The organism is Kitasatospora brasiliensis (assembly GCF_032654805.1).
GTDB classification, from domain to species: Bacteria; Actinomycetota; Actinomycetes; order Streptomycetales; family Streptomycetaceae; genus Kitasatospora; species Kitasatospora brasiliensis.
Genome location: NZ_JAUOOW010000003.1, coordinates 246,619 through 272,480 on the forward strand (window position 1 = coordinate 246,619; position 25,862 = coordinate 272,480).

The following is a 25,862-nucleotide window of genomic DNA, read 5'->3' on the forward strand; positions in this document are numbered from 1 at the left end:
CGTGACTGAAGTTGCCATCACTGCGGAAAAGCGAAGCGCCCTCGATGTGACCGTCGACCGGGAGATCGCGGAGGCCGGGCTCGGACGAGCCGAGAACCGTTTCTTCAGCTTCGCCCGGGGTTTCGAGACCGATGATTTCCGCGGGCCGCTCGCCGTCGCCCACCAGTGGCGCGCGATGACCAAGGCATTCATGTTCACCACCCTGTCCGGCCTGGGGGCGACGGCCCGCGTCCTCGCCGCGCAGGAGTCCCCGTCCCGAGAGGTGCTCGCGGCCTTCCAGACCATCTTCCGGGTCATCGGCGACGACCTCGACAACCTCGCGCCGGTGTTCAGCGCCGTGGCCCCCAAGGGCCCGGCCGGGGCCCACTACGTGTGGTGGGAGGACTCCGTCATCACCCCGCTGGAGCAGCACGTCGGCGAGGCGGACCGCGCCGCCGCGGCCGAGCTGCCCGAGGGCGTGCTGCGCCTGATCGAGAACATGGAGCGGTTCGCGGACTCCCCGCTGGGCGCGGCCGTGCAGCTGCGCGTCGTGGAGACCATCGCGCTCGACATCGCGGTCGGCTTCCGGCGGGTCTACGGCAAGCTGGAGGCGGGCGGCGCCCGCGTGTTCCCGCAGACCGAGGACCTCGCGTGGATCGACTCGCACATCAAGGCGGAGACGATGCACGCCGCGCAGGTCAGCGACGACGAGACGGGCATGACGTTCCTGGTCACCACCGAGGAAGAGGCCCGGGTCTTCGCCGAGATGACGGCCGAGTACGCGGCCGGCTGGGCCCTCGCGCTCGACGACTTCGCCGACTCGCTCGGCCTGCCCGGCGCCGTCGTCGACACCGGCCTCGTGGCCTGACCATGCGCTCCCGCCGCATCGTCGCGCTCCACCCGGACGACGAGCGGCTCGCGGCCGATCGCGGCGGCCGGCGCGGGCCCGGCCTGCCGGCCCGCGTCATCGCCCACGAGGAGTACTCCACGGTCCGCAGGTGACCCCGTCCGGACGGACGGGATCGGCCCTGGGACCGCACAACGGAAGGAGACCGCACACCATGCGGTGGAACGGCATCTATCTCAACGCCTGCGGAGCCGTGCTCGGCCGCCGCGAGCAGACCTCGGTCGCCGTGGCCGAGGGGCGGTACGACGCGGACGAAGCCGTGGCGGACGGCTTCCTGTCCATCAGCATCGTCGACGACGGTCCGGCCGTCGAACTCGCGGTGAAGGCCGCGGACCTGACCATGAGCCGCAGCACGGTCGCACCGGAGGACATCGACCTGGTCGTCCATTCGAGCTGCAACCACCAAGGCCTCGACCACTTCGCCCCGGCCTCCTACGTCCAGGGCCGGTCCATCGGCGGCCGGGCCGCCGCCGTCGAGGTCAAGCAGTACTCCAACGGCGGCCTGGCCGCCCTGGAGATCGCGGCGGCCTACCTGTCCGCCCGTTCGGAGACGTCCGCCGCGCTCCTCACCACCAGCGACGTGTTCGCCCTGCCCTCCTTCGACCGCTACCGCTCCGACAAGGGCGTCGTGTTCGGCGACGGCGGCACCGGAGTCGTGCTGTCCCGGCAGGGCGGTGTCGCCAGGCTCCTGTCGACGGCCGTCATCAGCGACGGCACCTACGGTGCGGTCTACCTCGGCAACAAGCCCTTCCAGGAGGAAGCCGCCGAGGACGGCCCGGTGGACCTGAGGTCCCGCCGGGACGAGTACCTCCTGGAGAACGGTGAGCTCCTGCTGAAGATCGTGCAGTCGCTCACCGAACGGCAGCAGGAGAGCGTGTCCGTCGCACTGGCGGACGCCGGCCTCGCCGCGAAGGACATCGACCGGTGGGTCCTCACCAACGTCGGCCGGACCCTCGACGACGTCGACTTCCGTGACATGTTCGGCATCGAGGACGACCGGACCACCTGGGAATGGGGCCGCCGGGTCGGCCACATCGGTGCCGCGGACCAGGTGGCGGGGCTCACCCATCTCCTGGAGACCGGCGAGGTGCGCCCCGGTGACAAGGTCGCCCTGTGCGGCATCGGCATGGGCTTCACCTACGCCTGCGCCGTCGTCGAGATCCTGGAGCAGCCGCAGTGGACGGCCGACGCCCCGTGACCGCGTCGCTGCCCGGCACGTCGGCATCGGCCGCGGACGACCTGCTGGAACGGATCCGAGTCCTGCGCGACTCGCCCGGCGCGGTCGACCCGGATCTGGCGGACATCCTCGCCACCGAGGACGACGCGCTGCTCCTCCACGAGGCGGGCCGGATGCTGGAGGGCGTCACGGCGTCCCGGGTGTCCGCGTCGCGGCCCCGGCGCGACAGCGCCCTGCGCGTCGCCGTCGCCGCCACCTTCACCGCCGACAACGTCGTGCCGCTGCTGCGGGCCGCGCTCCTCGCCGAGGGCGTCGACGCGCGCATCCACCTGTGCCCGTACGACCAGCTCGGCGTCCAACTCGCCGACCCGGCATCGGCCCTGGCGGAGTTCGAACCGGAGGTGACGCTGTGCCTCCTGGACTCCGGGGCCCTGCTGCCCCGCGACTGGGACCCGACGGACCTCGGTGCCGTGCGGAACGCCGCCTGCGACCGGGCCGAGCAACTCGCCCTGGCCGCCGCCGGTTTCGCCGGCCGCACGGGTTCGGCCGTCCTGCTGCACACGGTGCCCCTGCCCCGGGCCGACCGCAGGAGCGTGGTCAGCTTCCGGGGCGGGGCGACCCTCGGGCGCATCTGGAGGGAGGTCAACACCGTCCTCCTGGACGCGGGCGAGACCCATGACGGGACCTACACCGTGGACCTGGAGGCGCTGCTCGTCGACGCGGCCGGGCCCCTGCGCGACGAGCGGCAGTACCGGTACGGCCGGATGGCCTGGACCCCGCAGACGGAACTCGCCTACGCCCGGGAGGCGGTGGCGTTCTGCCGCACGGTCGCCGGCCACGGCCGCAAGGTCCTGGTCCTCGATCTCGACAACACGCTGTGGGGAGGAGTGCTCGGCGACGACGGCCCCGCCGGCATCGAGCTGGGCACGACCTACCCGGGCGACTGCTACACGGACCTCCAGCGCAGGGCTCTGGCGCTCCGGCGGCAGGGCGTGCTGCTCGCCGTCTGCAGCAAGAACGAGCAGACGCTGGTGGACGAGGTCCTCAGCGGACATCCGGACATGGTGCTCCGTCCGGACGACTTCGTCGCCGTCGTCGCCGACTGGCAGCGCAAGGACCTGCACGTCGCGGCGCTGGCGGAAGAGCTCGGTCTGGGCCTCGACTCCTTCGTCTTCGCCGACGACAGCCCCTTCGAGTGCGGCATGGTCGCCGACGGCCTCCCCCAGGTCGACGTCGTGCGGCTGGACGGCGATCCGTCGTGCCACACGCTGAAGGTCCTCGACCCGCCGCGCTTCCTCCAGCTCGGTGCCACGGCCACCGACGCCGAACGCACCTCGCTGTACCGGACCAGGCGGGAGCGGCACCAGCTCAGCACCACCCACGACTCGGCGGAGGACTACCTCCGGGCCCTGGACATCCGGGTCGGCGTCGGTCCGGCGAACGGGTTCACCCTCCCCAGGCTCCTCCAACTCGAGCTCCGGACGAACCAGTTCAACATGACGGGTCTGGTCCACGGCGAGGCCGTCAGCCGGCAGTTCACCCGATCGCCGGACCATCTCGTGCTGGCCGTCGACGTGGCGGACCGCTTCGGGAACGAGGGTGTCGTCGGCGGGGTCTGGATCGACCGGGGGCCCGAACGCTGGGTGGTGCGCAACTTCGTCCTCAGCTGCCGGGTGCTGTCCCGCGGTGTCGAACACGCCGTGCTCCAGTACGTCGCCGACCGCGCCCGCGAGGCGGGGGCAGCGGTTCTCGACGCCCACTTCCGTCCGACCGCGCGCAATGCCCCGGCCGCCTCGCTCTACCCGTCCGCCGGCCTCGCCCGCGGGGCCGAACCCGCCGGCGAGGACGGGACGGTGCGCCACACGGCCCGGCTCGCCGAGCTCCCGACCCTGATCCCCGACTGGATCACCCTCGATGCCAAGGAGGCACCGGACCATGTCTGACGTGATGAGCACCCTGCGACCCCTCGTTGCTCGCGTCGCCCAGCACCCGGCGGACGACATCACCGCCGACTCGAACTTCAAGCGGTTCGCCAGCTGGGGGAGCCTCGCGGCCATGCGCCTGCTCGCCAACGTCGAGCAGACCTACCACGTCCAGCTCGACCTGCGCTCCTACATGAAGCTGGAGACCGTCGGACAGCTGGCCACCGAGATCGCGGACCGCCTCGGCACCGCGGCCGCCGCCCATGCCGGCTGACCGCCCGGCCCGGCAGGACGGAGTGGCACCGTGATCCTCGGCGTCGACCACGTGGGGCTCGCGACCGCCGACCCCGCCAGGGCTGCCGCCCAACTCGCGCTTCTCGGACTGACCCTGACCGACCGGGGAACGGCCGACTCCTACGGCGTCGCCTGCGAGTTCTGGAACCTGCCCGGCGACGCCGGGGGGACCGCCATCGAGCTGGTCTCCCCGGTCCGGTCCGGATCCGCGGTCGACGGGCGGCTCTCCGGTCCGGGCCCGGGCCTCTACCACATCGCCTTCTCCGTCGACGACCTCGAACACGAGGCGGCCCGGCTGCGCGCGGCCGGCTTCCTCGCCCTCGACGCGCAACCCTGCCGGGGTGCCCGACCGGGCATGCGGGTCGTCTTCCTCTACCTGCCCGAGCCGGCCGAACTGCTCGTCGAACTGGTCCACTACGGCCCTGCTCCACTCCGCTGAACCCGTCGCTCTCGTCCCACTCCGCCGGGCCGCCCCGGCCTCCACACCTTGGGAGACCCATGTCCTCCGCCACGCCCGCCGACCCGCAGAAGAAGCGCGTGCAGCGTCGCCGCCACTACCTCATGTGCAAGCCGACGCACTTCGAGGTCGTCTACGCCATCAACCCGTGGATGGACCCGGAGAAGCCGGTCGACACCGCTACCGCCGTGCTCCAGTGGGAAGGCCTGCGGGACCTCTACCTGGAGCTGGGGCACACCGTCGACCTGATCGAGCCGATCGTCGGCCTGCCCGACATGGTGTACGCGGCCAACGGCGCCACCGTTGTCGACGGCAAGGTCCTGGGCGCCAGCTTCCGCAACACCGAGCGGCAGGCCGAGGGGACCGCCTACCTCGACTGGTTCCGGGAGAACGGCTACACCGAGCGGCACGACCCCCGGTACGTCAACGAGGGCGAAGGCGACTTCCTGGTCACCGAGACGTTCGTCCTCGCCGGCTACGGCTTCCGCAGCGACGAGCGCAGCCACCAGGAGGCGCAGGCCTTCTTCGGCCGCCCCGTCATCAGCCTCGAACTGGTCGACCCGCGGTACTACCACCTCGACACCGCGCTCGCCGTCCTCGACGGCGACGAGATCATGTACCACCCGGAGGCCTTCGCTCCGGGCAGCCGCGCGGTGCTGCGGACGCTGTTCCCCGACGCGGTCGAGGTGACCGCGGCGGACGCGGCCGTCTTCGGCCTCAACGCCGTCTCCGACGGCCTCAACGTGGTCCTCCCCGAGGCCGCCACCGGCCTCGCGGAGCAGCTGCGCGCCCGTGGCTTCAACCCCATCGGCGCGGACCTGTCCGAGCTCCTCAAGGGCGGCGGCAGCGTCAAGTGCTGCACGCTCGAAATCCGGCACTGACCACCCGGCGCCGACCACTCGGATCGGAGGAGAGGAAACCTCGATGGACGTGATGACGGCTGTGCTGACGCGGCGCAGCGAGCAGACCCTCAACGGTCCCGCACCCGGCGACGCCGAGTTCACCTACCTGCTCCAGGGCGCCAGCACCGCCCCCGACCACGGCCGGCTGCGGCCCTGGCGCTGGATCCTCCTGCGGGGGGACGAACGGGACGCCCTCGGCCTCGCCGTGGCCGAGGAGGCGGGGGACGACGTCGGACTGGCCGACCGGATGCGGGCCAAGCTGCGCCGGGCGCCGCTGGTCGCCGCACTCGTCTTCAGCCCCCGGGAGGGCCGGATCCCCGAGTGGGAACAGCTTGCCGCCGCCACCTGCATGTCGAACTCGCTCCAGCTGCTGCTCCACGCCCGCGGCTACGGCAGCATCTGGCGGACCGGTGCCCTGACCCGCAGTCCAGCGGCCTGCGACCTGCTCGGTCTGGGCCCCGGGGAGCGACTTCTCGGCTCCCTGGACATCGGCACGCCGGACCGCTCGGCGGCGCGCGGCCGCAGGCCGCTGGCCGACATGTCGGCTCACGTCACCCCCTTCGGCGACCTGGCGAGGCCCGGTGCCGTCCGTCCGTCCGTCGGCAGCGCCGGCCAGGACGAGCCCCCCGTCCGCTGAGCCGCCGCGGCGTCGCCGGACCGGATCGAGCGTGATCCGGTCCCCGACGCCGAGAGGTCCCCGTTCGCGGCCGGCGCGCGGTTCGCCCGCCGCCTCGCCCCGACCGTGCTCAACACAGCCATTCGGCAACCTTCCGAGTCGGACAACCCGACCGCATCCCCAAGGAATGAGCGGCATGACGCATACTCGACGGATAGCCAGACTGACCCTGGACGCCGAAGCACTGGCCGGCGACATGGCCAATGCGGACCGGTTCCGGTACAGCGACGCCTACAGTGAGTTCACCTGTGGATCCTGGAAGGGGTCGGCGCTCTGCAACGGCTCCGGCGACCTCTACGACACTCGGATCGTGGATTACGAGGGGCCCTACCAGGTCACCGAGCACGGCAGGCAGATGCCCTACGTCCTCGACCTGATCGGCCGCCACTTCCGGACCGAGCACCTGCGCTTCGTCCGGCTCGGGAGGATCGCCCCGGGGAGCGTGATGGTCCCGCACCGTGACTACCTGGAGCTCGACGAGAGCCTGACGCGCATCCACATCCCGCTGCACACCTCACCGGAGTGCTTCAGCTCGGACGGCGAGACCATCTACCAGATGGCCCTGGGCGATGTCTGGTTCATCGATGCGGCGCAGCCGCACAGTGCCGTCTCCTTCGCCACCGAGGACCGCACCCACCTGATCCTCGACTTCACGACGGCGACGGTGGAGGAGGCGCTGGCCTTCACCCCCGATGCCGACGCCGGGATCCCGGAGGAGGTCACCTTCCCGCGCGCACCCCTGACGGACGCGCAACGCCTGGCGCTCGAAGGGCTTTCGGCCGTCGTGGACACCCACAACTACCGGGATGTCCTCGCGCTGGTCATCAAGCAGTACTTCCGGTCGGACATCTCCGTTGCGGAGATCTTCGACATCGTGGAGCGGATCGCGAAGAACGGCGGCGCGACCGAGGCGGCCGAGCGGATCCAGTGGCTGCGGACGCACGCGCTGGTGACCCGGCTCGACTGAGACGCCGACCCGAAGGAGGAGTATGCCGAATGAACGAGATCTTCGACCCGGCCGTTTACGACAGCGGAATCCCCTACGAGGCGTACGAGCGCCTGCGTGCGGAGCAGCCGGTCTCGTGGCACGAGGAACCCGCCCTGCACGGGCTGCCCGGGGGGCCGGGTTTCTGGGCGGTCATGCGGCACGCGGACGTCCAGTACGTCAGCAGGACGCCTGAGGTCTTCTCCGCGACGTTGGGGGCCACCCAACTCCTCGATCCCGCCCCCGGGGACCTCGGGTTCCTCCGGGCGATGCTGCTCAACATGGACCCTCCGACGCACAATCCGCTGCGCAGGACCATCAGCCACCTCTTCACCCCGCGCAGACTCGCCGAGCTGGAGCCGTTGATAGCGGCGACGACCGTTCGGCTGGTCGAGGAGGCCAAGGAACGGGGCACCTTCGACCTGGTCCAGGACGTCACCGATCGGCTCGCCCTCACCACGCTCGCCGAGGTCATGGGTGTGCCCGAGAGCGATCAGCGCCTCTTCTTCGAGTGGGCCAACAGGATCATCGGCTACCAGGACGACGAGTACCGCCTGCTCGGGGCCGTCGACGGGATCGACAACCCGCGCAGTCCCGACGCGCTGCAGGACATGCACGACTACGCCTCCGAGCTGCGGGAGTACCGTCTCCGCCATCCCGGCCCCGACGTGATCAGCGCGCTGGTGCACGCCGAGGTCGACGGCAGGCGGATCAGCGACGAGGAGTTCAAGAACATGTTCTTCCTCTTCGCGGTGGCCGGGAACGACACCACGCGCAGCGCACTGCCCGGTGGGATCCAGGCCCTCCTGGACCACCCGGACCAGCTCGACCTCCTGAAGCGCGAGCCGCAGCGGTGGGGCGGCGCCATCGAGGAATGCCTGCGCTACGCGCCGCCGGTCATCCACTTCCGCCGTACGGCGACGCGGCGCACCGAACTGGGCGGTGCGGTGATCCAGGCCGGCGACAAGGTCGTCGTCTTCTACCCGGCGGCCAACCGCGACCCCTCGGTGTTCGAGAACCCCGATGTCTTCGACATCACGCGCAAGCCCAACCGCCATGTCAGCTTCGGGCACGGGCCGCACGTCTGCGTGGCCGCCGGTCTGGCCAGGATGCAGCTCAAGCACATGTTCACGGCCGTGGCCGAGCGCCTGCCGGGTCTGAGGCTCGACGGACCGGTCGAGCGGCTCCGGTCGAACTTCGTCGCCGCCGTGAAGCGGATGCCGGTGACCGGCGACTGGGTGGAGGCCGCCTGAGCGAACTCGCCGGTGAGGCCGACGAGTTCGCTCATCGAGGCCGAGGGAGGACCCGGTGTGCCGAGGCCCCGCACGCCGCCCGGACCCTGTCGGCCCGGGCGGCGCGGTGGTGCGGATCCAGGGAACGGTCAGGCCGGTCGGGTCGGTGCCGCGGGCGGGCTGGTCACCGTTCCCCCCGGGGCGCGTACGGCTGGGCGTGGGGGTGGGTGCCTTGGTGCGGCTGCGCGGGCCACTGGGACCAGGGCGGCGACTGCGGCGACCGCGGTGTGTCCGCGCGGTGCTGGGGGGCGGGCCGGGTGGCCGTGCGTCCGGGGCGCAGGGGCCACCACAGGCCGCGGCCGAGGACCGCGGCCAGGGCGGGCACCAGCACGATGGACAGCAGGAACGCGGAGAGCAGGATGCCGAGCCCGGTGGCGAAGCCGATCTGCTGGGTGGAGGGCTGCGGGGTCACCGCGAGGCTGCCGAAGGAGCCGGCCAGGACGAGGCCCGCCGTCGCGATGGCCGGGGCGGTGTGCCGCAGGGCGCGGGCGACCGCCGCCCGGGGCGGCCCGGGGTGCTCCATCTCCTCCCGGATCCGGTCGCTGATCAGGATGTTGTAGTCGGTGCCGAGCGCGACCACGAACAGGAACAGGACCAGCGGCAGCATGAAGTTGACGCCCGGCTTGTCCATCGCGTGCTGGAACGTCAGGGTGGCCGCGCCGAGGGTGGCCGCGAAGCCGAGGCCGACGGAGAGCATCAGGATCACCGGTGCGAGCAGGCTGCGCAGCAGCAGGAAGAGGATCACCGCGATCAGTGCCGCCGCGACCGGGAAGACCAGCCGGAGGTCGCGGCCGACGGCGGTGGAGACGTCGGCGAAGACGGCCGGGATGCCGCCGACGTGCGCGGTCAGTTCGGCGGGTGTGTTCTGGGCGACGGCCGCGCGGATCGGGCCGGAGACGAGGTCGCGGGCTCGCTGGGACTGCGGGTCCTCGGTGAGGAACAGGTCGATCCGCGCGGCCTGCCGGCTCTCGCTCAGGACCGGCTTGGCCGCCTGGCCGACGCCGGGGATCCGGGTGAGGTGCTGGGCCAGGCCGTCGAGTGCGCCGGGGGTGAGGGGGCCGGCGTTCTTGGTCTCGACGTAGACGCTGGTCGGGTCCGCCACGCCGGCGGGCAGGGCGCGGGCGATTTCGAGGGCGGTGGTCTGGGACGCGGTGCGCGGACCGCCGCCCAGGCCGTAGTCCATCCTGATCCCGGCCAGCCCGCCGGCCAGGGCGCCCAGGAGGGCGAGCGAGGCGAGGACCATGGTCAGCGGCCGGCGGGCCACCAGGTCGGCGAACCGGGCCGCGGTGCCGCCGCGGGGTTCGGCATCGAGGGAGCGGGAGGGCCAGAAGAGCTTGCGTCCGCAGGCGGCGAGCAGGGCGGGCATCAGGGTGAGGCTGGCCAGCAGCATGACCAGGACCGAGACCGCGACGGCCGGGCCGAGCACCCGGAACTGGCCGAAGCTGGCGACCCCGAGGGTGGCGAAGGCGGCGACGATGGTCAGCGCGGCCGAGGTGACCGCGGTGCCGACCTTCTGGCTGACCTCGGCGGCGACGGGACGGTGGTGGCGATCGGGTCGGGCCCGCAGCTGCTCGCGGAAGCGGAACATCAGGAACAGGAAGTAGTCGATGCCGATGCCCAGGAGCACCACGCCGATGAGGCTCGGTACGGAGGGGTCGAGCTTGATGCCGGTGAGCAGCGCCGTGCCCACGACCGCGCCGGCGGCCACGCCGCTGACGAGGGTCACCGCGATCAGCGGCAGCAGGGCGGCCAGGGCGCTGCGGAACACGAGGACGTGGAGCAGCACGATCAGGGCGAAGGAGCAGACGGCGGCGATGATCCCGAGGGTCTTCCCGTCGTCGGCGGAGTCGACCTGGCCGGCGAGTGTGCCGGTGAAGCCGGTTCGCAGCCCCTGGGCGGCGAACTCCGCCCGGGCGTTGTCCCGGAACGCCCGGAAGGTGTTCTCCAGGCCCGGGTCGGCGGGGTTGCCGGTGAGGTTGGCGGTGAGCAGCTCGAAGGTTCCGTCAGGTGCCGCCATGGCCGGACCGACTTCGGGGATCTGCGAGTAGTCCCGCTGGAGGGGCGCCGCGTCCTTGGGCTTGGGCATGGTGACCTTCAAGCGGCTCAGCCGCTTCGCCCCGGCGTCGATCTGCTCGCGGTCCGCGGGGGTCAGCGCCCGGCCGTCGGTCCGCGCGACGAGGACGGTCACCGGGTTGGCGTCGGGCTTCGTCCCGAAGTGGTCGTGGGCGATCTGCAGGGCGGCGGCCGAGTCGTAGCTCTTCGGCAGGAAGTCGGCCGTCCGCGTCTGGGTCACCCGGTAGATCAAGGTCTGGCTCAGGACGGTCAGGAGCATTCCCAGGACCGCCCATACGGCGATCACCTTCCACGGATTCCTGGTGGAGAATCCGGTCAGGGCGCGGATCACGATGTCCTCCGGCTTCGGTGCTGTAGCCGGGGAGTTCCGGCACGTCTCCAGACCATCACGGCGTACCGGGCGTTCTCGTCCGAGCGGGGGAGGAGAACGCCGTCGGGACCTGGGCCCGGTTCACGGCCCTGACCAGGACCAGGGGCCTGGTCGGGGATCGGTCCGGGGTGCCTGCCCGGGGCCGGGCGCCGCTGCCAGAATGGACCGCGGACGCCTTCCCCACGGGGGCCGCGGGCCGTTGTGGAAACGGCATACGGCATACGGCACATGGCGCACGGATGACGGCTCACGGCTCACGGCTCACGGATGACGGTCGCGGTGGACCGGTGAAGGCCGGTGCCGGCCGGCCACAGAGAGGACCAGCACCAGCATGTCGACGCACCACGGGCCCCTGCCGCCGTCGCCGAGAGCCGACGGCCTGCCCTGGACGGCCAGTGACGCGCTGTTGGCCGTCGGGGCGGCCGCCCTGGACCTCCTCGGCTACACGGTCGGCGGTCCGGACGGAAGCCGGCCGATCGCCCTGACCGCGCTGGTCCTGCTCGTACTGGCGGCCATGCCGCTGCTCACCAGGCGCCGCTACCCGCTGGCGTCACTGGCGGTCGTGCTGGCCCTCGGCCTGGCATTGAACCTGAGCGGGCCGGTGCCGCACCACTTCAACTGCACGCTGTGCGTCGCGCTGTTCGCCGTGGCCCGCTCCCGCGGCATCGCGGTGGCGGCGCCGGCCGCCTTGGTGGCGGTCGCCGTGCCACTGCTGGGCCGGGGGCATCCGCTGCCCCCTCCGGCGGGGGACGTGGCGGCCAATGTGCTCGCCGCGGCGCTGGTCATCCTCGCGGCCGAGGTGCTGAAGCGCTGGCAGCGCGAGGTGGAGGTCCGGCGCAGGCTGCTGGCCGACCGCGCGGTGGCGCAGGAACGGCGCCGCATCGCACGGGAGTTGCACGACATCGTGGCCCACCACATCACCACCATGCAGCTGATGGCCGGCGGTGCCAGGGCGAACCTCGGGGGTGACACCGAGGTGGTGCGCGACGCCCTGGTCACCCTGGAGGGCTCCGGGCGGATGGCACTGCGCGAGATGCGCCAACTGCTCGACGTGCTCCGGGCCGGCGACGCGCTGGAGGAGGCGGACGGGGCGCCGTCCGCGCCGCAGCCCGGCGTCGGGCACCTCGATGGGCTCGTGGAGGAGTCCCGCAGGGCCGGTCTGCCCACGGAGTTCACCGTCCTGGGGGAGGAGCGTCCGCTGCCGCCGAGCACCAGCCTGGCGGTGTTCCGGATCGTCCAGGAGTCCCTCACCAACACCCGCAAGCATGCCGGCCGGGCCCAGGCGCGGGTCCAGCTGACGTACCACCCGGACCGGGTCACCGTCGAGGTGTCCGACAACGGCACCGCCGCGCCGGCCGACACCCTGGTGGGAGCCCTGGCGGGGGCGGGAGGTGCGGCCGGACCGAGGGCGGGCCGCACCGGGTACGGTCTGATCGGCATGCGCGAACGCGTCGCGCTGCAGGGCGGCAGCATGGTGGCCGGCGGCGTCGACGGTGGTGGCTTCCGGGTGGTGGCCAGCCTGCCGGTGGCGCCGGCCGGCGGAGAGGAACGGTTCGGATGACGGGAACCCCGGAGCGGATCAGGGTGCTGATCGCGGACGACCAGCCGCTGGTGCGGCGGGGCCTGGCCCTGATCCTGGGACCGGACCCGGCGTTCGAGGTGGTGGCCGAGGCGGACGACGGGCAGCGAGCGGTCGACCTCGCGCACCGGCACCGGCCGCACGTCGTGGTGATGGACATCCGGATGCCGGTTCTCGACGGCGTCCAGGCGACCGAGCGGATCGCGCGGGAGCTGCCCGAATGCCGGGTCCTGGCGCTGAGCACCTTCGACATGGACGAGTACGTGGTGGCCGCCCTGCGCGCCGGCGCCTCCGGGTTCCTGCCCAAGGACGTCTCCCCGGAGGAGCTCTCGGCGGCCGTGCGCACCGTGCACACCGGGGAGGCGGCGGTGGCGCCGCGCCTGCTCACCCGGTTGATCTCCACGTACGTCACCACGCCCCGCCCGCCGCGGTCGCCGTCGCCGGTGCCGGTGTCCGACCTCGGTGAACTGACGCCCCGTGAGATCGAGGTGTGGCACCTGCTGGCCACCGGCCTGGACAACGCCGAGATCGCGTCGGCGATGGGCATCAGCGTCTCCACGGTCAAGAACTACATCACCAGCATCTTCGCCAAGCTGAGCGTCCGCGACCGCGCCCAGGCGGTGATCGCGGCTTACGAATCAGGCCTGGTGGAGGCCCGCCGCGCGGACCCGGCGGGCTGAAGCGCGCCGGGTCCGGGCACCCTGGGTATGCGCCGGGGGCGGGTCAGCGGCAGAGGGCCGCGTCCAGGGCGTCCGCCATGTGCCGGGCGCCGACCTCGCCCGGGATGGCGGTGACCGTGATGGCGGCGGCGCGACCGTCGTCGGTGATCCCGTTGCGGGAGCGGTAGCCCGCGGTGGTCCCGCCGTGGCCCCAGAAGAGGCCGCCACAGGAGAGCGGCTTGCTCTGGAGGCCCAGCCCGTAGCGGACCCCCGGGCCCAGGGGCTCGGCGGGGACGGTGGTGCGCATCTCGGCGAGCTGCGCCGCGGGCAGGAGCCGGCCGCCGAGGAGCGCGGCGTAGAACGCGTTGAGGTCGGTGTTGGTGGAGACGATCGCCCCCGCCGCCCAGGCCGGCGAGGCGTCCATCTCGGTGTAGTCGAGCGGAGTCGCGTCCGGCGCGTCGCGGTAGTAGCCGTGCGGGTGGGCCTCGTGGATGGTCAGGTCCCCGGGGGTGGGGAAGGAGGTGTGGCGCAGGCCGGCGCGGTCGATGACGCGCTTGGTGATCTCCTCGCCGACGGGCCGTCCGGTGATCTTCTGGATGAGGAGTCCGGCGACGACGAAGTTGGTGTTGCAGTACTCCCAGCTCGTGCCCGGGGCGAAGTGGGCCTTCTGGGCGAGGGCCGCGTCGAGGAGGTCGCGGGGCTCGAAGTAGCGGTACTGGATCGTGGGGAAGTCCGGGAGCGCGGGGGTCTCCATGTAATCGGGCAGGCCGCTGGTGTGCTGGAGCAGCTGGCGGACGGTGATGGCGCGCCCGTCGATGCCGTCGCCGCGCAGCAGGCCCGGCAGGTAGGTCTCGACGGGGGAGTCCAGGCCCACCTTTCCTTCGGCGACGAGCTGGAGGACGACGACGGCGGTGAAGGCCTTGGTGTTGCTGCCGGCGCGTATCTGCCCATCCACGGGGACCTTGGCCCCGGTGGCGATGTCGCCGACGCCGGCGGTGTAGGTGCGGGTGCGGCCGTCGGGGCCCTTGACGGAGGCCAGCGCGGCGGGCATGCCGTCGTCCTTCACCAGCGCGTTCAGGCTCGATTGGACGGCGTCCGGCCTGCCGCCCGCGAACGCCGCGGTCGGTGCCAGTGCCCCGGCCGCCACGACGCCGGCCGCCACGACGCCGGCGGCCACGGAGGCCACGGCCACCGCCAACCCGCGCCGGCCGCGGCGGAATCGGTCGGCCCGGTAGTGCTGTACGTGCTCGTTCACGGAGGAACTCCTCTGCTGGAGTGGGGAATCGGTGGGGCGCGCGGGTTCCGCGCGCGGGTGCGCGCAGAACCCGCTGGTCGTACCGGTTGCGGACGCTCAGGCCTGATCGGCGAGGGTCAGCGGCACAGGGCGGAGTCCACCGTGGCCTCCACGTGCTTCCTGACCGCGTCATCCGGGATGGTGGTCACCGTGATGCTGACGGCGCGGCCGTCGTCGGTGGCGCCCCCGGCGGTGTCGTAGCCCGGAATGGTCCCGCCGTGGCCCCAGTACACGCCGCCGCACGACAGCGGCCGGCTCATCAGGCCCAGCCCGTAGCGGACGCCCGGAGCCACCTGGTCGACGGGGACGGTGGTGCGCATCTCGGCGAGCTGCGCCGCGGGCAGGAGGCGGCCGCCGAGGAGCGCGGCGTAGAACGCGTTGAGGTCGCTGTCGGTGGAGACGACGGCGCCCGCCGCCCAGCCCCAGGACGGGTCCAGTTCGGTGTAGTCGCGCAGCGAGCCGTCGGCGCCCCGGTCGTAACCCTTGGGGTGGGCCTCGTGGATGCCCATGTCCCCCGGGGTGGGGAAGGAGGTGTGGCGCAGGCCGGCGCGGTCGACGACGCGCCGGTTGATCTCCTCACCGAGCGGCCGCCCGGTGACCTTCTGGATGATCAGGCCCGCCAGCAGGTAGTTGGTGTTGTTGTACTCCCAGCGCGCGCCCGGGGCGAAGTGGGCCTTCTGGGCGAGGGCCGTGTCGAGCAGTTCACGCGGTTCGTAGTACCGCTTCGGACCGGCGAGGATGGCGTCCTTGTTCACGTACTCGGGCAGGCCGCTGGTGTGCTGGAGCAGCTGGCGGACGGTGATGGCGCGCCCGTCGATGCCGTCGCCGCGCAGCAGGCCCGGCAGGTAGGTCTCGACGGGGGAGTCCAGGCCCACCTTTCCTTCGGCGACGAGCTGGAGGACGACGACGGCGGTGAAGGGCTTGGTGTTGCTGCCGATCCGCACCTGCCCGTCCACCGGGACCTTGGCCCCGGTGGCGATGTCGCCGACGCCGGCGGTGTAGGCGCGGGTGCGGCCGTCGGGGCCCTTGACGGAGGCCAGCGCGGCGGGCATGCCGTCGTCCTTCACCAGCGCGTTCAGACCCGATTGGACGGCGTCCGGCCGACCGCCCGCGAACGCCGCGGTCGGTGCCAGCGCCCCGGCCGCCACGACGCCGGCGGCCACGGCGGTCACGACCGCCATCGCCCGGTGTCGGCCGCCGCGGCGGGAGAGCGGGAAGCGGCTGTGCGGTGCGTGCTCGTACACGAAAGGACCCCTCCGATGAATGGCGCCGGTGATTTCCGGCCTCGATCAAGAGGACCATTCGGAGGCAGGGGAGTTCGTCCGCACCCAGGACGAAACGGCACCCGGGAGCAGACTCCGGGAGCCGCCCCCGGCCAGGACCGTACTCCTGGCCATCGGTGCCGATCGGCCCGCTACTTGGCGGAGCCCAACGCGATGTCGGTGTCCGCACCGTCCCAACCGGTCGGGCCGCGCCAGATCACGTGGACCCGGAAGACGTCGCGGATCGTGTCCGCGGCCCAGTCCTCGGCCGGCGGTTCGGGGAGGACGAGGTAGAGGGCGTCGGGACGGTCGGGCAGGGTGTGGGCGATCTCCAGCAACCGGGTCGCACCCGCGCGCAGGTCCGGGTAGGTGGAGCGGCCCGCGCCGAGGGCCTCGTAGAGGAAGAGGCCGTGCTCGGTGGCGCAGCTGACGTCGACGACCGACGAGTCGGTCGGCTGGAGATCCGCCCAGAGGAGCGACGCCTTCAGCGCGTGGCGGACCGCCTCGTGCTTCTTGCACGTGCGGTCGGCCCCGGCGGCCTCCTCAAGGATGCGGAGGAAGCCCTCCTTCGTGGTCGGGACCGGGGCCGGGGCCGGTGCGGTGTCCGCGGTGGTCATCGGTGCTTCTTCCTTCTGATCGGGGTGCTGCGGGACGGTGGGCACGGCCTCGGGGGAGTCCGGCTCCCGCGAAGGGGCGGTGGTGAAGCGCTCCTGAAGCTCTCGGCGCGCTTCGGCGAGGGGTTGCGTCCATCCGGACGCCGCCAGCTCCCGCGCCAGTCGCCCGGTGTCCAACGCGCCGTCCTTGAGCGCGCGGTTGGTCGTCGCGGCGAGGTCGCGCAGCACGCCGAGCCGCTCCCGGTCCGGGTCGCCGAACAGGTGGAGCACGTCGACCCAGTCGGCTTGGTCGCGTCGGAGGATGCGGTTGGCCATGCCCTGGAGCTCGGAGAGACGGCCGCGGGCGTCGGGCACGTCGCCGTCGCTCCCGGCCAGGTCGCCGAGCACGTCCAAGGCCGCGAGGTAGCGTCCCGCCATCCGCTCCGAGACGGGCGATCGGCCGCGCTGGTCGGCTGTGAGGACCGTCTGGGTCGTCTCGTTGGCGAACACCCAGCAGTTCAGCTTCTCGCCCCGCCGCGGCGGGACCGATCCGTGGCGGACGGTGAGGACGAGCGGCCGGTCGATCACCGGGGACAGCGGCCGGACCCTGTAGCGGCCGCCGGGTGCCTGGTCGACGACCTCGACCCTGACATCGGTGCCGATCCGGGGGAGCGACCCCGTCGCGGTCACCGGCCGGGCCTCGGACGCCGCCGGTGCTTCGTCGCCTCCCGGGTCGGTGAGTGCCTCCGGCAGCGGGGCGGTGTGCAGGACCGTCAGGCTCTGGGTGCTCCGGGTGAGGGCCACGTACAGCTGCCGCAGCCCGGCGGGGCCGCGATCGGCGATCGTGGCGGGTTCGACGACCAGGACGTGGTCGTACTCCATGCCCTTGGCCTGGGCGGCGGCCAGGACGGAGACGGCTTCGCGGCTCCGCTCGTCGATGTCGTCGCCCTCGTCGATCCGGCGGCTGATCGCGTCCAGCCAGTCCGAGTCGTCGGGGACGATCACGGCCACGGAGCGGGGTGTGCTGCCGTCGCTCGTGCGGACGAGCCTCGCCACCTGGGCGACGGTGTCGTCGAGCAGCTTCCACGGCTCGGTCGCGATGGTCCGTACGGCGCCCGCTCCCACCGCGCGGACGGCCCGCGGGTACGGCAGGGACGGGGCGATCGTCCGGGCGAGAGGGGCGACGAACTCCATGATCTCGGCGGGGACGCGGTAGCTGGTGTCGAGCCGGGCCACGCTCCAGTCGCCGTGGTCGGAGAGGAGCGTGCCGAGCAGGTCCCAGTCCGCCGGAATGTGGGAGCCCGTCGCCTGCGCGAGGTCACCCAGGACGGTCATGGAGCCGCCGACGGCGCAGCGCCGTCGCAGGGCGCGGGCCTGCATGGGGGTGAGGTCCTGGGCCTCGTCGACGACGATGTGCCCGTAGCGCCTCGGGGTGTCATCGCTGATCAGCACCCGGAGCTCTTCGAGGCAGACCCGGTCGTCCAGGGTCCACGGGTCGGCGTCGGCGCTGGCGGCGCGGGCCCGCAGCAGCGACGCCTGCTCGTCCTCGTCCAGGAGGCCGTCGGCGCAGGCCCGCAACAGGTCGGCAGAGTCGTAGAGGCTGCGCAGGGCCTCCCGGGGGCCCGGTGACGGCCAGACGCGTTCGACGAGGCGCTCGACCCGGCGGTTGCGTTCCAGGTCGCGACGGATCGTGCCGACCTGCCTCCGGCGCGGCGCGATCTCGGCGAGCTCCTGGAGGAGACGGTCGACGAACAGGCCGCGGAAGCGGTCGCGCCGCGCCCGGAACGGCCCGTCGCCGCTGCGGGCCCGTTCGAGGAGGGCGAGGACCTCGGACTTCGGCACGCGCAAGGTCGTGCTGCCCGCGGTGACGACGACCGAGGGCTCGTCGCCCTCGAAGGAGGGCTCGACGGTGAGCCCGTCGAGTGCCTCGGGGCGGTAGTCGTGCTCGACGCGGCGCCGCAGCACGGCCGCCATGCGCTCGTCCGACTTCACGAGCCGCGCCCGCGGCCCGTCGGTGCCGAGGACCTCGCCCTCCCACAGCCGGTCCAGCTGGACGGCGTTGACGTCCCGGGTGCCGAGGGTGGGCAGGACCCGGCCGACGTAGTCGAGGAACCGCTGGTGGGGGCCGATGACGAGGATGTCCTGGGCCTTGAAGTGCCCGTTGTTGACCAGCCAGGTCACCCGGTGCAGACCGACCGCCGACTTGCCGGTACCGGGACCGCCCTGCACGACGAGGATGTCCGAGGGGGCGCCGGTGACCAGCCGCATCTGGTCGCGGCGGATGGTCTCGACGATGTCCCGCATCCGCCCGCTGCGCGAGCGCTGGAGCTCCCGCAGCAGGAAGTCGTCCGGCTGGAGGTCGCGTTGCCGCTGCCGCGCGATGTCACCGGGGGTGGGGACCGCGCCCGCCTCTTCCTCCGGCGCGCTGTCGTCCACGGTCTGCCGGGGCTCGGGCACGACGGCGGCCGCGAGCTCGGACGCCGCCGGAGAGATCTCGTCGAAGTAGCTCTCGACGACCCGCCGCACGCACCGCAGTTGACGTCGCAGCACCACCTCCCCCGGGTCCTCGGGGCCGGCCTCGATCCACTCCTTCGCGAGCGGGCTGGTCCACAGCAGGACCACCGGGTCGTTCTTCTCGTCCTTCACACCCCGGCGCCCGATGTACCACGGCCGGGCCTCCCCGCCCGGCTCCTCCGGCGCGTCGACGCGGGCGAAGACCAGCGCCTCGTCGCCGAGCCCCGCGTACTCCTGCGCGTGGGCCTCCGCCTGGGCCCGGTTGGCGATCCCGTCCTTGCCGCTCGCCGAAGCGGTGGCCGTCGAACTGCCGCTCAGCTCGGCGAGTTTGGCCGCGTAACAGTCGTACGCGTGATCCACCGCCCGCTGCTCGCCGGCGAGGATGTCGTCCCGAGTGGTGGTGCTCATGTACGTCCTCCCTGCGGTGTCGGGGGACACCGCCACGGGCATGCGCCCGTACCCGCTGAAACAACTATCAGAAACCGGATGGTGGCGGGCAGTCATCATCCTGATCGGTGGCACGGTTCCGGATGAGGCCGTCGGCCTCGGCCCGCCGGGGCCGCACCCGGTCGTACGTGGGTCCGATGGCACAGGGTGGCGCGCCGAAGGACCCGCCGCGCTCCGCGGGGGCGCCGGGGGAGCATCGGATGGCCGTTCACGGACAAAGTCCTTGCCGGGGGAGCAAGATCTGTCGTAGCGTCCCATCCGTTCCCAACTCGTACCAGCAGCAGGGGTTCCGCTTTGCGTCACGGATCGTCCTCGGCGGGCCAGGCCCGCGATTTCCAGCCCCTGATCGCGTACGGATGGACCGACGAGATCGCCGGCCTGTTCGAGCCGCACGTCGAGGCGGGCCTGGTGCCGGGCCGGATCGTCCGGGTGGACCGGGGGCGGTGTGACGTGGTGATCGCCGAGGGCGCGGGGGTGACCCTGGTGCACGCGGACACCGGGCCGGTGGCCGATCCGGATCCGACGCGGATGCCGTGCACGGGGGACTGGGCCGCGCTGTCGCTCGGGGCGGCCGGGACGTTCGTCCAGGCGATGGTGGAGCGGCGTACGGCCGTGGTCCGTTCCAGCGCCTCGCAGCGTTCCGAGGGCCAGGTGCTCGCCGCGAACGTCGACACCGTGGCGGTGGCCGTGTCGCTGGCGGTCGCGCCGGACCTCGGCCGGATCGAGCGCTTCCTCGCGCTCGCCTGGGAGAGCGGCGCCCAGCCGCTGGTGGTGCTGACCAAGGCCGATGTCGCCGAGGACCCGGACGGGGTCAGGGAGTCGGTCGAGTCGGTCGCGCCCGGGGTGGACGTGCTCGTGGTGAGCGCCGCGACCGGTGAGGGCATGGACGTGCTGGCCGCCTGCATGGGCGGCACGGTGGTGCTGGTCGGGCAGTCCGGTGCCGGGAAGTCGACCATCACCAACTTCCTGATGGGCCGCACCGCGATGGAGGTGCAGCAGACCCGTGGCGACGGCAAGGGCCGGCACACCACCACGACCCGTGAGCTGATGCCGCTGCCCGGCGGCGGGGTGCTCATCGACACGCCCGGTCTGCGCGGGGTCGGGATGTACGACGCGGCCGACGGCCTCCAGCAGGTGTTCTCGGAGATCGAGGCGCTGGCCGAGGACTGCCGGTTCCGGGACTGCGAGCACGAGGGGGAGCCGGGCTGCGCGGTGGTGGAGGCCGTCGAGGACGGCGTCCTGGCGCAGCGGCGGCTCGACAGCTACCGCAAGCTGCTGCGGGAGAACCAGTGGATCGCGGCCCGCTCGGACGCGCGGCTGCGGCAGGAGCAGTACAAGGCCCGGCAGGCGCAGGGCCGGGAGGGCCGGGCCAACATGATGGCCAAGCGCGGCGGCTGACCGCCCGCCCCGAAGCCGGACGAACCCGCCGAGGCCGAGGCCTCGGCGGGTTCGACGTGCCGCGGAAGCGGTCCGGTCAGACCAGCGCGCGGCCGTGCTCGGCGTAGCGCCGGCCCTCCGCGCGGCGCAGGTCGGCCAGCACGTTGATCCGGCGCAGCCAGCGGTCGGTGCCGTCGTAGCGGGCCTGGAACGGCCGACGGCCGTGCACCGCACGCTTGTTGTCGACGATCAGCAGGTCGCCGGGGCGCAGGACGATGTCCCGCAGCTTGGCGTCGAAGCCGGCGATCGCGGCGTCGAGAGCGGCCGCCGCGTCCTCGTCGAGATCCTTGGGCATGAACGCCGGGTCGATCCGGATGAACGGCGCCGAGGTGTCGCCGGACAGCACCGCGGTGCGGGCCGGGGTCTCGTTCATCAGGGCGATCTTGCCGAAGGCCTCGTCGATCCAGCTGCCCTCGTCCATGCCGGTGGTCTGGCTGTTGAAGGACGCCGTGTGGGACTCGTCCGGGAGGATGACGAAACGCTCCTGGAACAGCAAGTCCCGGGTGTGGTCGTCGAGTTCGAGGTCCTGGACCGGGGCGAAGGTGGTCGGCACCCGGTCGTGGTTGCGCAGGCCGATCAGCATGATCCAGTCGGCGCGCAGCGGGTGGAAGGCGTCCTCGTTGTGCCACTCCAGATTGGTGGTCGAGCTGGAGCCGAGCTGCTGGTCCTCGTGGCCCTTGATCGGGAAGACGTCGAGGACCATGCGTCCGCGCTGTTGGGTGAGGTAGGAGACCGGGTCGCCCAGGAACGAGCCGAGCAGCAGGAGCAGGGCCTCGGCGCGGTCGGCCTCCCGGCTGTCCGGCTCGTCGGTGTAGCTCGTCGGCGTCGGCCCGGCGGCCGTCTCGTCGATCGGGAGGTTCGACACCACGAGGCCGCCGTAGGGCCGGCCGGTCAGTCGGAAGTCGAGCAGCTGGGCCCGGACCCGGGCGGGCATCTCGTGGGCGGCCAGCGCCAGTTGGTCGAACCGCCGGTCGAGCGGGGTGCCCTGGGGGTCGTCGAGCAGGTGGTCCGCGAGTTCCTTGAGCGTCGCGCGCTCCTCGGAGGTCAGCTCCAGGCACGGGGCGCCGTCGTCGGAGCGCAGCGGGAGGTCCTCCGCGGGTCGGTGGGTCGGGAAGGCCATCGGATCACTCTTCTCGTTCTGGTGCGGGGTGGGTTCAGGAGCGCGGGTCGACCCCGGTGACGTGGTGCCCGGCGGAGCTCAGCGCCAGGGCGGCCTCGTCCAGCCGGTCGCGCGGGACGAGGATCAGGTCCGCGTCGTGGGTCGAGGCGACGAAGACGGGCACGCCGTGGGACGCGAGCGGGGTGAGGAGGGCGGCGAGCATCCCGGGGACGTCCAGGCCGTGGGCGGTGTCGCCGCTGTACAGCGGCACCCAGGACTCCCGGTCGGCTTCGGCCCCGTCGCCCGCGACCGGGCGGACCACGGTCAGGCCCTCGGGCCCGCGGACCGACCAGAGCCAGTCGCCGGCGGGCGGCCCGGACTCCTGGAGGAGTTCGATGACGTAGGTGCCGGGCAGGACCCGGAGCTGTTGGGCGAGCACGGTGGTGTGACCTGCTTTCGGACGTTCGGGGGCGGTGCGTTCAGCGGGAGCCGGACAGGGCCGGTGCCGCCTCGTCGTTCGGGGAGGCCGGAGCGTCCGCGGCGTCCTGGGCGTGCGGGGCGTCCGGGGCGTTCTCGGCGGGCGTCGGGTGCGGCTCTTCCAGGTGCGGCGGCAGGGCGCGGCGGTACAGCGGTACGGCCATGGCGGTGGTGATCACCGCGACGAGGACCAGCATCGCGAACACCTGCTGGTTGATGATCCCCTGGGCGATGCCGATGTTGATGAAGATGAGGATCATCAGGCCGCGGGCGTTCATCAGCCCGCCGACCGCGAGCGACTCGCGGGTGGTGTAGCCGAGCCCCTTCATGGCGAGGGCGCAGCCGACGTACTTGCCGACGAAGCCCGCCAGCAGGATGGCGACGAAGCCCAGCAGCATGGTGGCCCCGGAGAGGCCCTGCAGATGGGTGTTGAGGCCGGAGAGCGTGAAGAAGATCGGCAGCAGCAGGACCGAGACGGTGTCCATCATGCGGATCCGGACGGCGCGCCGGAACGCCTCGTCGCGGGGCATGGCCAGACCGGCGATGAAGCCGCCGAACACCGAGTAGATGCCGATCCAGTCGGTCGCGTAGCCGGCCAGCAGCGGGACCATCACCACGATGTACATGGAGTTGGTGTCCAGGGTGCCGGTGCGGGCGACCTTCGCGCCCAGCGGCTTGAGCAGCGGGCGGACGACGAACAGCATCACCGCGGTGAACAGGGCGCCGAGCCCGATGGTGCGGATGGCGTCGCCGGCGCCCGCGCCGAGGTGGATCGCGGACAGCGTGGCGAGGAAGCACCAGGCCGCCGCGTCGTCCATCGAGGCCGCGACCAGCGACAGCCGGCCGATCCGGCTGTTCTCCAGGCCGCGCTCGTAGAGGATGCGGGCCAGCATCGGGAAGGCGGTGAGCGACAGGGCGCCGCCGATGAAGAAGGCGAACTCGAAGCGGCTGACGTCGGAGCGGGAGAGGTCCGACCAGAACAGCGCTCCGACGCCGGCGCCGAGGGCGAGGGGCGGCACCATGCCCGACAGCGCGAGGACCACCGAGTGGCGCCCCTCCTTGCCGCCCTGGCTCTTGCCGTGGTCCAGCCCGGCGCCGACCAGGAACATGTACAGCGTCAGGCCGATGGTGCTGAGGACGTACAGCACCGGCTTGACCTGGGCCGGGAAGACGGCGCTCTGGACGTCGGGGAGCAGCCAGCCGAACAGCGTCGGGCCGAGCAGGACGCCGGCGACCATCTCGCCCAGCACCCGCGGCTGCTTCACCATCAGGGCGAGCCGGCCGCAGAGGGCGGAGGCGGCGAGGATCACGGCGATCGCCGGGAGGACCCTGAGGGTGAGTTCGAGGTTGGCGTCGGGGCTGACGGCCAACTGGACCGTGGATGACACAGGGCTGCCTTTCTGTCGCGCGTCCACGCCCTGGGGGGCCGGCCGCCGCTGTGGGGTGCGGCCGCGGCGGGGCGCGGCCGGACGGAGATCGTCGTCATGGGGGAGGGGGCGATCGGCGCGCTGGCGCGGTGACCGGTGTCCGCCGGGCGGACCGCCGCTCGGGGGCGACGGTGCCCGGGTCCGCCCCGGCTCGATGGCGGTCGAGGGGAGCTCCGACGGGGTGCGGGAAAGCAGGTCGCCGACGGTAAACACGCACCCCGCCCGTCGGCCCATCCGCTGAGAGAATGCCAGAGGGGCGAACGATCAGCAAGGCTTGGCCGGACGCGGACTTGATGTTCCGACAGGTCCCCGTGAACCCGTCCGAATTGACCTTGACATGCCTGATGATCACCGGGGTATCGTGCGACCGGCCAACCCCGACGACAGTGGCCCATGCGGCCCGGCCGATTCCCTGCCCACCCCTGACGGGAGCGAAATGCCGACCCTTGAGCCGGAATCCGGCAATAGCCGAGTCCACGATTACATCGTCATCGGAGCCGGCCCCGCCGGCTGCCAGATGGCGTACTTCCTGGAGCGCGACGGCCGCGACTACCTGGTGCTGGAGCGGGAGGAGGTCGGGAACTTCTTCTCGAACTTCCCGCGATTCCGGAAGCTGATCTCGAACAACAAGCCGAACACCGGCTTCGACGATCCGGACAAGAACCTCCGCTGGGACTGGAACTCGCTGCTCTCGGACGAACTGGACCCGGTTCTCACGACCTACAGCAAGGACTATTTCCCGGCCGCCGACACCCTGGTCGAATACCTTCAGGACTTCGCCGAGCGGTACCGCCTGAAGATCCGCACCGGCGTCCGCGTCGACCGGGTATCGCGCGACGCCGAGACCGGCATCTTCACGCTGACCTGTAGTGATGGCGAGGAGCGCCAGGCCCGTCGGGTGGTCGTCGGCACCGGAGCGGTGCACCAGTACCGCCCCGATTTCCCCGGCGCGGAATTGGCCGAGATGTACGGCGAGGCCCCGCAGGATCCGGCTGCGTACACGAACCAGCGAGTCATGGTGATCGGCAAGGGAAATGCCGGATTCGAACTCGCCGAGAACATCTTCGAGACCTCCGCGGTCACCCACATGCTGAGCCCGAACCCGGTTCGGCTGGCCTGGTCGACGCACCATGTGAGCGATGTCCGGGCGGTGAACAACAACACGCTCGACTCGTACCAGCTGAAAATGCAGAACACCATTCTTGACGGCCATGTCCGGAAGCTGGAGAAGCGGGACGACGGAAAGCTCCTGCTGAGCTTCCAGTACAGTCACGCGCAGGGCCAGGAACTGACCCTCACGGTCGACCGGGTGGTGCTCTGCACCGGTTTCCGCTACGACTACTCGATATTCGACGAGAGCTGCCGGCCGCAGCTCAAGAACGAGCGTTTCCCGGATCTCACCAGCTCTTGGGAATCGGCCAACGTGCCCGATCTCTTCTTCATCGGGACGATGATGCAGGCGCGCGACTACAAGCGCTCCTTCTCCGGCTTCATCCACGGATTCCGCTACAACATCCGCTTCCTTTCGCAGGTCTTCGCGGAGCGCTACCACGCGACGTCGCGGGCGCCCGAGCAGCTGCCCGCGGACTCGGCGGCGGTCGCGGCTCACATCGTCGGCCGGATGGTCAACGCCTCCTCGATCTTCCAGCTGCCGGCCTTCCTCGGCGACGTCTACCGGGTCGACGACGACAGTGCCTTCGAGGCCCTGGTGGACGTCCCGGTCGACTACGCGCTCGACCACTGGAAGGACCGCACCCTGCTGGTCACGACCATGGAGTACGGCCACCTGGAGCCCGGCACCGACCCGTTCAGCCAGGAGCGCGACCCGCTCGACGGCAGCACCAGCAAGTTCATCCACCCGGTCCTGCGGCTCTACCGCGGCGGCGAGCTGGTCACCACGTACCACGTCCCGGAGGACCTGGAGAACGAGTGGGACAAGGAGATGTACACCGTCCCGCTGATCACCGCGCTCAAGGAGATGCTCGGCCGCTGACGGCCCGGGCGACCAGCGACGTTCCCTCCCGTCCGCCGGCCCGAGCG

At 72.0% G+C, this 25,862-nt stretch carries 21 protein-coding genes; 14 read left to right on the forward strand and 7 right to left on the reverse strand.

Annotated features, from left to right (window positions below; genetic code table 11):
* The first annotated feature begins 1 nt into the window (after window position 1).
* The 10 genes from QWJ13_RS13615 (at window position 2) to QWJ13_RS13660 (ending at window position 8,552) form a co-directional block, all read left to right on the forward strand.
* Window positions 2-847, forward strand: coding sequence for a DUF6202 family protein (locus QWJ13_RS13615; protein ID WP_316524237.1), 846 nt, complete (start codon window positions 2-4; stop codon window positions 845-847).
* Between the two features lie 2 nt (window positions 848-849).
* The gene (locus tag QWJ13_RS13620; RefSeq protein WP_316524238.1) at window positions 850-981 is read left to right on the forward strand and encodes a hypothetical protein; all 132 of its coding nucleotides are present in this window, start codon (window positions 850-852) and stop codon (window positions 979-981) included.
* A gap of 59 nt (window positions 982-1,040) precedes the next feature.
* Entirely contained in the window at window positions 1,041-2,084 is a 1,044-nt protein-coding gene (locus QWJ13_RS13625) for a ketoacyl-ACP synthase III family protein (RefSeq protein WP_316524239.1), read from the forward strand.
* Complete coding sequence (locus tag QWJ13_RS13630) at window positions 2,081-4,006, forward strand: HAD-IIIC family phosphatase (protein ID WP_316524241.1); 1,926 nt, start codon at window positions 2,081-2,083, stop codon at window positions 4,004-4,006. The genes QWJ13_RS13625 and QWJ13_RS13630 overlap by 4 nt, the downstream gene beginning before the upstream one ends.
* Window positions 3,999-4,259, forward strand: coding sequence for an acyl carrier protein (locus QWJ13_RS13635; RefSeq protein ID WP_316524243.1), 261 nt, complete (start codon window positions 3,999-4,001; stop codon window positions 4,257-4,259). Before QWJ13_RS13630 ends, QWJ13_RS13635 begins: the two co-directional genes overlap by 8 nt.
* Before the next feature lie 30 nt (window positions 4,260-4,289).
* Window positions 4,290-4,718 carry a VOC family protein gene (locus tag QWJ13_RS13640; RefSeq protein WP_316524244.1) on the forward strand — a complete coding sequence of 143 codons (429 nt, stop codon included), beginning with the start codon at window positions 4,290-4,292 and terminating at the stop codon, window positions 4,716-4,718.
* A gap of 59 nt (window positions 4,719-4,777) precedes the next feature.
* A complete protein-coding gene (gene ddaH, locus QWJ13_RS13645) occupies window positions 4,778-5,617 on the forward strand; it encodes a dimethylargininase (protein WP_316524246.1) in 840 nt (279 codons plus the stop codon).
* Window positions 5,618-5,660: 43 nt separating this feature from the next.
* Window positions 5,661-6,275 (forward strand): nitroreductase family protein, encoded by a 615-nt coding sequence (locus QWJ13_RS13650; protein WP_316524248.1) that lies wholly within the window; start codon window positions 5,661-5,663, stop codon window positions 6,273-6,275.
* Window positions 6,276-6,450: 175 nt separating this feature from the next.
* Entirely contained in the window at window positions 6,451-7,281 is an 831-nt protein-coding gene (locus QWJ13_RS13655; protein ID WP_316524250.1) for an aspartyl/asparaginyl beta-hydroxylase domain-containing protein, read from the forward strand.
* A gap of 29 nt (window positions 7,282-7,310) precedes the next feature.
* Window positions 7,311-8,552, forward strand: a complete 1,242-nt coding sequence (locus tag QWJ13_RS13660) for a cytochrome P450 (RefSeq protein ID WP_316524252.1) — start codon at window positions 7,311-7,313, stop codon at window positions 8,550-8,552.
* Between the two features lie 163 nt (window positions 8,553-8,715).
* Here the strand turns inward: QWJ13_RS13660 and QWJ13_RS13665 are convergent, their stop codons facing one another.
* A complete protein-coding gene (locus tag QWJ13_RS13665) occupies window positions 8,716-10,995 on the reverse strand; it encodes an MMPL family transporter (RefSeq protein WP_316524254.1) in 2,280 nt (759 codons plus the stop codon).
* Between the two features lie 370 nt (window positions 10,996-11,365).
* On the opposite strand from QWJ13_RS13665, the gene QWJ13_RS13670 reads away from it, so the two are divergent.
* Window positions 11,366-12,595 (forward strand): sensor histidine kinase, encoded by a 1,230-nt coding sequence (locus QWJ13_RS13670; RefSeq protein ID WP_316524256.1) that lies wholly within the window; start codon window positions 11,366-11,368, stop codon window positions 12,593-12,595.
* A complete protein-coding gene (locus QWJ13_RS13675; RefSeq protein ID WP_316524259.1) occupies window positions 12,592-13,293 on the forward strand; it encodes a response regulator transcription factor in 702 nt (233 codons plus the stop codon). Before QWJ13_RS13670 ends, QWJ13_RS13675 begins: the two co-directional genes overlap by 4 nt.
* A gap of 43 nt (window positions 13,294-13,336) precedes the next feature.
* Here the strand turns inward: QWJ13_RS13675 and QWJ13_RS13680 are convergent, their stop codons facing one another.
* The 3 genes from QWJ13_RS13680 to QWJ13_RS13690 all read right to left on the reverse strand — a co-directional run bounded on the left by QWJ13_RS13680 (window position 13,337) and on the right by QWJ13_RS13690 (window position 19,343).
* Window positions 13,337-14,527 carry a serine hydrolase domain-containing protein gene (locus QWJ13_RS13680; RefSeq protein ID WP_432277500.1) on the reverse strand — a complete coding sequence of 397 codons (1,191 nt, stop codon included), beginning with the start codon at window positions 14,525-14,527 and terminating at the stop codon, window positions 13,337-13,339.
* A gap of 116 nt (window positions 14,528-14,643) precedes the next feature.
* Window positions 14,644-15,747 carry a serine hydrolase domain-containing protein gene (locus tag QWJ13_RS13685; RefSeq protein WP_316525157.1) on the reverse strand — a complete coding sequence of 368 codons (1,104 nt, stop codon included), beginning with the start codon at window positions 15,745-15,747 and terminating at the stop codon, window positions 14,644-14,646.
* Between the two features lie 233 nt (window positions 15,748-15,980).
* Window positions 15,981-19,343 (reverse strand): HelD family protein, encoded by a 3,363-nt coding sequence (locus QWJ13_RS13690; RefSeq protein WP_316524261.1) that lies wholly within the window; start codon window positions 19,341-19,343, stop codon window positions 15,981-15,983.
* Window positions 19,344-19,676: 333 nt separating this feature from the next.
* On the opposite strand from QWJ13_RS13690, the gene rsgA reads away from it, so the two are divergent.
* Window positions 19,677-20,780: a ribosome small subunit-dependent GTPase A gene (rsgA, locus tag QWJ13_RS13695; RefSeq protein WP_316524262.1), complete on the forward strand. Its 1,104-nt coding sequence runs from the start codon at window positions 19,677-19,679 to the stop codon at window positions 20,778-20,780.
* A 76-nt stretch (window positions 20,781-20,856) separates the two neighbouring features.
* Here rsgA and gntD read toward each other — a convergent pair whose 3' ends face one another.
* The 3 genes from gntD to QWJ13_RS13710 are packed head-to-tail and all read right to left on the reverse strand — an operon-like array spanning window position 20,857 to window position 23,783.
* Entirely contained in the window at window positions 20,857-21,939 is a 1,083-nt protein-coding gene (gntD, locus tag QWJ13_RS13700; RefSeq protein ID WP_316524263.1) for a guanitoxin biosynthesis L-enduracididine beta-hydroxylase GntD, read from the reverse strand.
* 34 nt (window positions 21,940-21,973) lie between these two features.
* Complete coding sequence (locus QWJ13_RS13705; protein WP_316524264.1) at window positions 21,974-22,357, reverse strand: ACT domain-containing protein; 384 nt, start codon at window positions 22,355-22,357, stop codon at window positions 21,974-21,976.
* Between the two features lie 40 nt (window positions 22,358-22,397).
* Complete coding sequence (locus QWJ13_RS13710) at window positions 22,398-23,783, reverse strand: cation:proton antiporter (protein ID WP_316524266.1); 1,386 nt, start codon at window positions 23,781-23,783, stop codon at window positions 22,398-22,400.
* Between the two features lie 475 nt (window positions 23,784-24,258).
* Here QWJ13_RS13710 and QWJ13_RS13715 point away from each other — a divergent pair, with 475 nt between their 5' ends.
* Window positions 24,259-25,815, forward strand: a complete 1,557-nt coding sequence (locus QWJ13_RS13715) for an NAD(P)-binding domain-containing protein (protein WP_316524268.1) — start codon at window positions 24,259-24,261, stop codon at window positions 25,813-25,815.
* Window positions 25,816-25,862 lie beyond the last annotated feature (47 nt).

Excerpts from the sequence above, each read along its gene's own strand:
- QWJ13_RS13620 (WP_316524238.1), top strand. The coding sequence starts at position 850 with ATGCGCTCCCGCCGCATCGTCGCGCTCCACCCGGACGACGAGCGGCTC.
- QWJ13_RS13625 (WP_316524239.1), top strand. The coding sequence starts at position 1,041 with ATGCGGTGGAACGGCATCTATCTCAACGCCTGCGGAGCCGTGCTCGGC.
- QWJ13_RS13635 (WP_316524243.1), top strand. The coding sequence starts at position 3,999 with ATGTCTGACGTGATGAGCACCCTGCGACCCCTCGTTGCTCGCGTCGCC.
- ddaH (WP_316524246.1), top strand. The coding sequence starts at position 4,778 with ATGTCCTCCGCCACGCCCGCCGACCCGCAGAAGAAGCGCGTGCAGCGT.
- QWJ13_RS13650 (WP_316524248.1), top strand. The coding sequence starts at position 5,661 with ATGGACGTGATGACGGCTGTGCTGACGCGGCGCAGCGAGCAGACCCTC.
- QWJ13_RS13655 (WP_316524250.1), top strand. The coding sequence starts at position 6,451 with ATGACGCATACTCGACGGATAGCCAGACTGACCCTGGACGCCGAAGCA.
- QWJ13_RS13660 (WP_316524252.1), top strand. The coding sequence starts at position 7,311 with ATGAACGAGATCTTCGACCCGGCCGTTTACGACAGCGGAATCCCCTAC.
- QWJ13_RS13670 (WP_316524256.1), top strand. The coding sequence starts at position 11,366 with ATGTCGACGCACCACGGGCCCCTGCCGCCGTCGCCGAGAGCCGACGGC.
- QWJ13_RS13675 (WP_316524259.1), top strand. The coding sequence starts at position 12,592 with ATGACGGGAACCCCGGAGCGGATCAGGGTGCTGATCGCGGACGACCAG.
- QWJ13_RS13685 (WP_316525157.1), bottom strand. The coding sequence starts at position 15,747 with ATGGCGGTCGTGACCGCCGTGGCCGCCGGCGTCGTGGCGGCCGGGGCG.
- QWJ13_RS13690 (WP_316524261.1), bottom strand. The coding sequence starts at position 19,343 with ATGAGCACCACCACTCGGGACGACATCCTCGCCGGCGAGCAGCGGGCG.
- gntD (WP_316524263.1), bottom strand. The coding sequence starts at position 21,939 with ATGGCCTTCCCGACCCACCGACCCGCGGAGGACCTCCCGCTGCGCTCC.
- QWJ13_RS13715 (WP_316524268.1), top strand. The coding sequence starts at position 24,259 with ATGCCGACCCTTGAGCCGGAATCCGGCAATAGCCGAGTCCACGATTAC.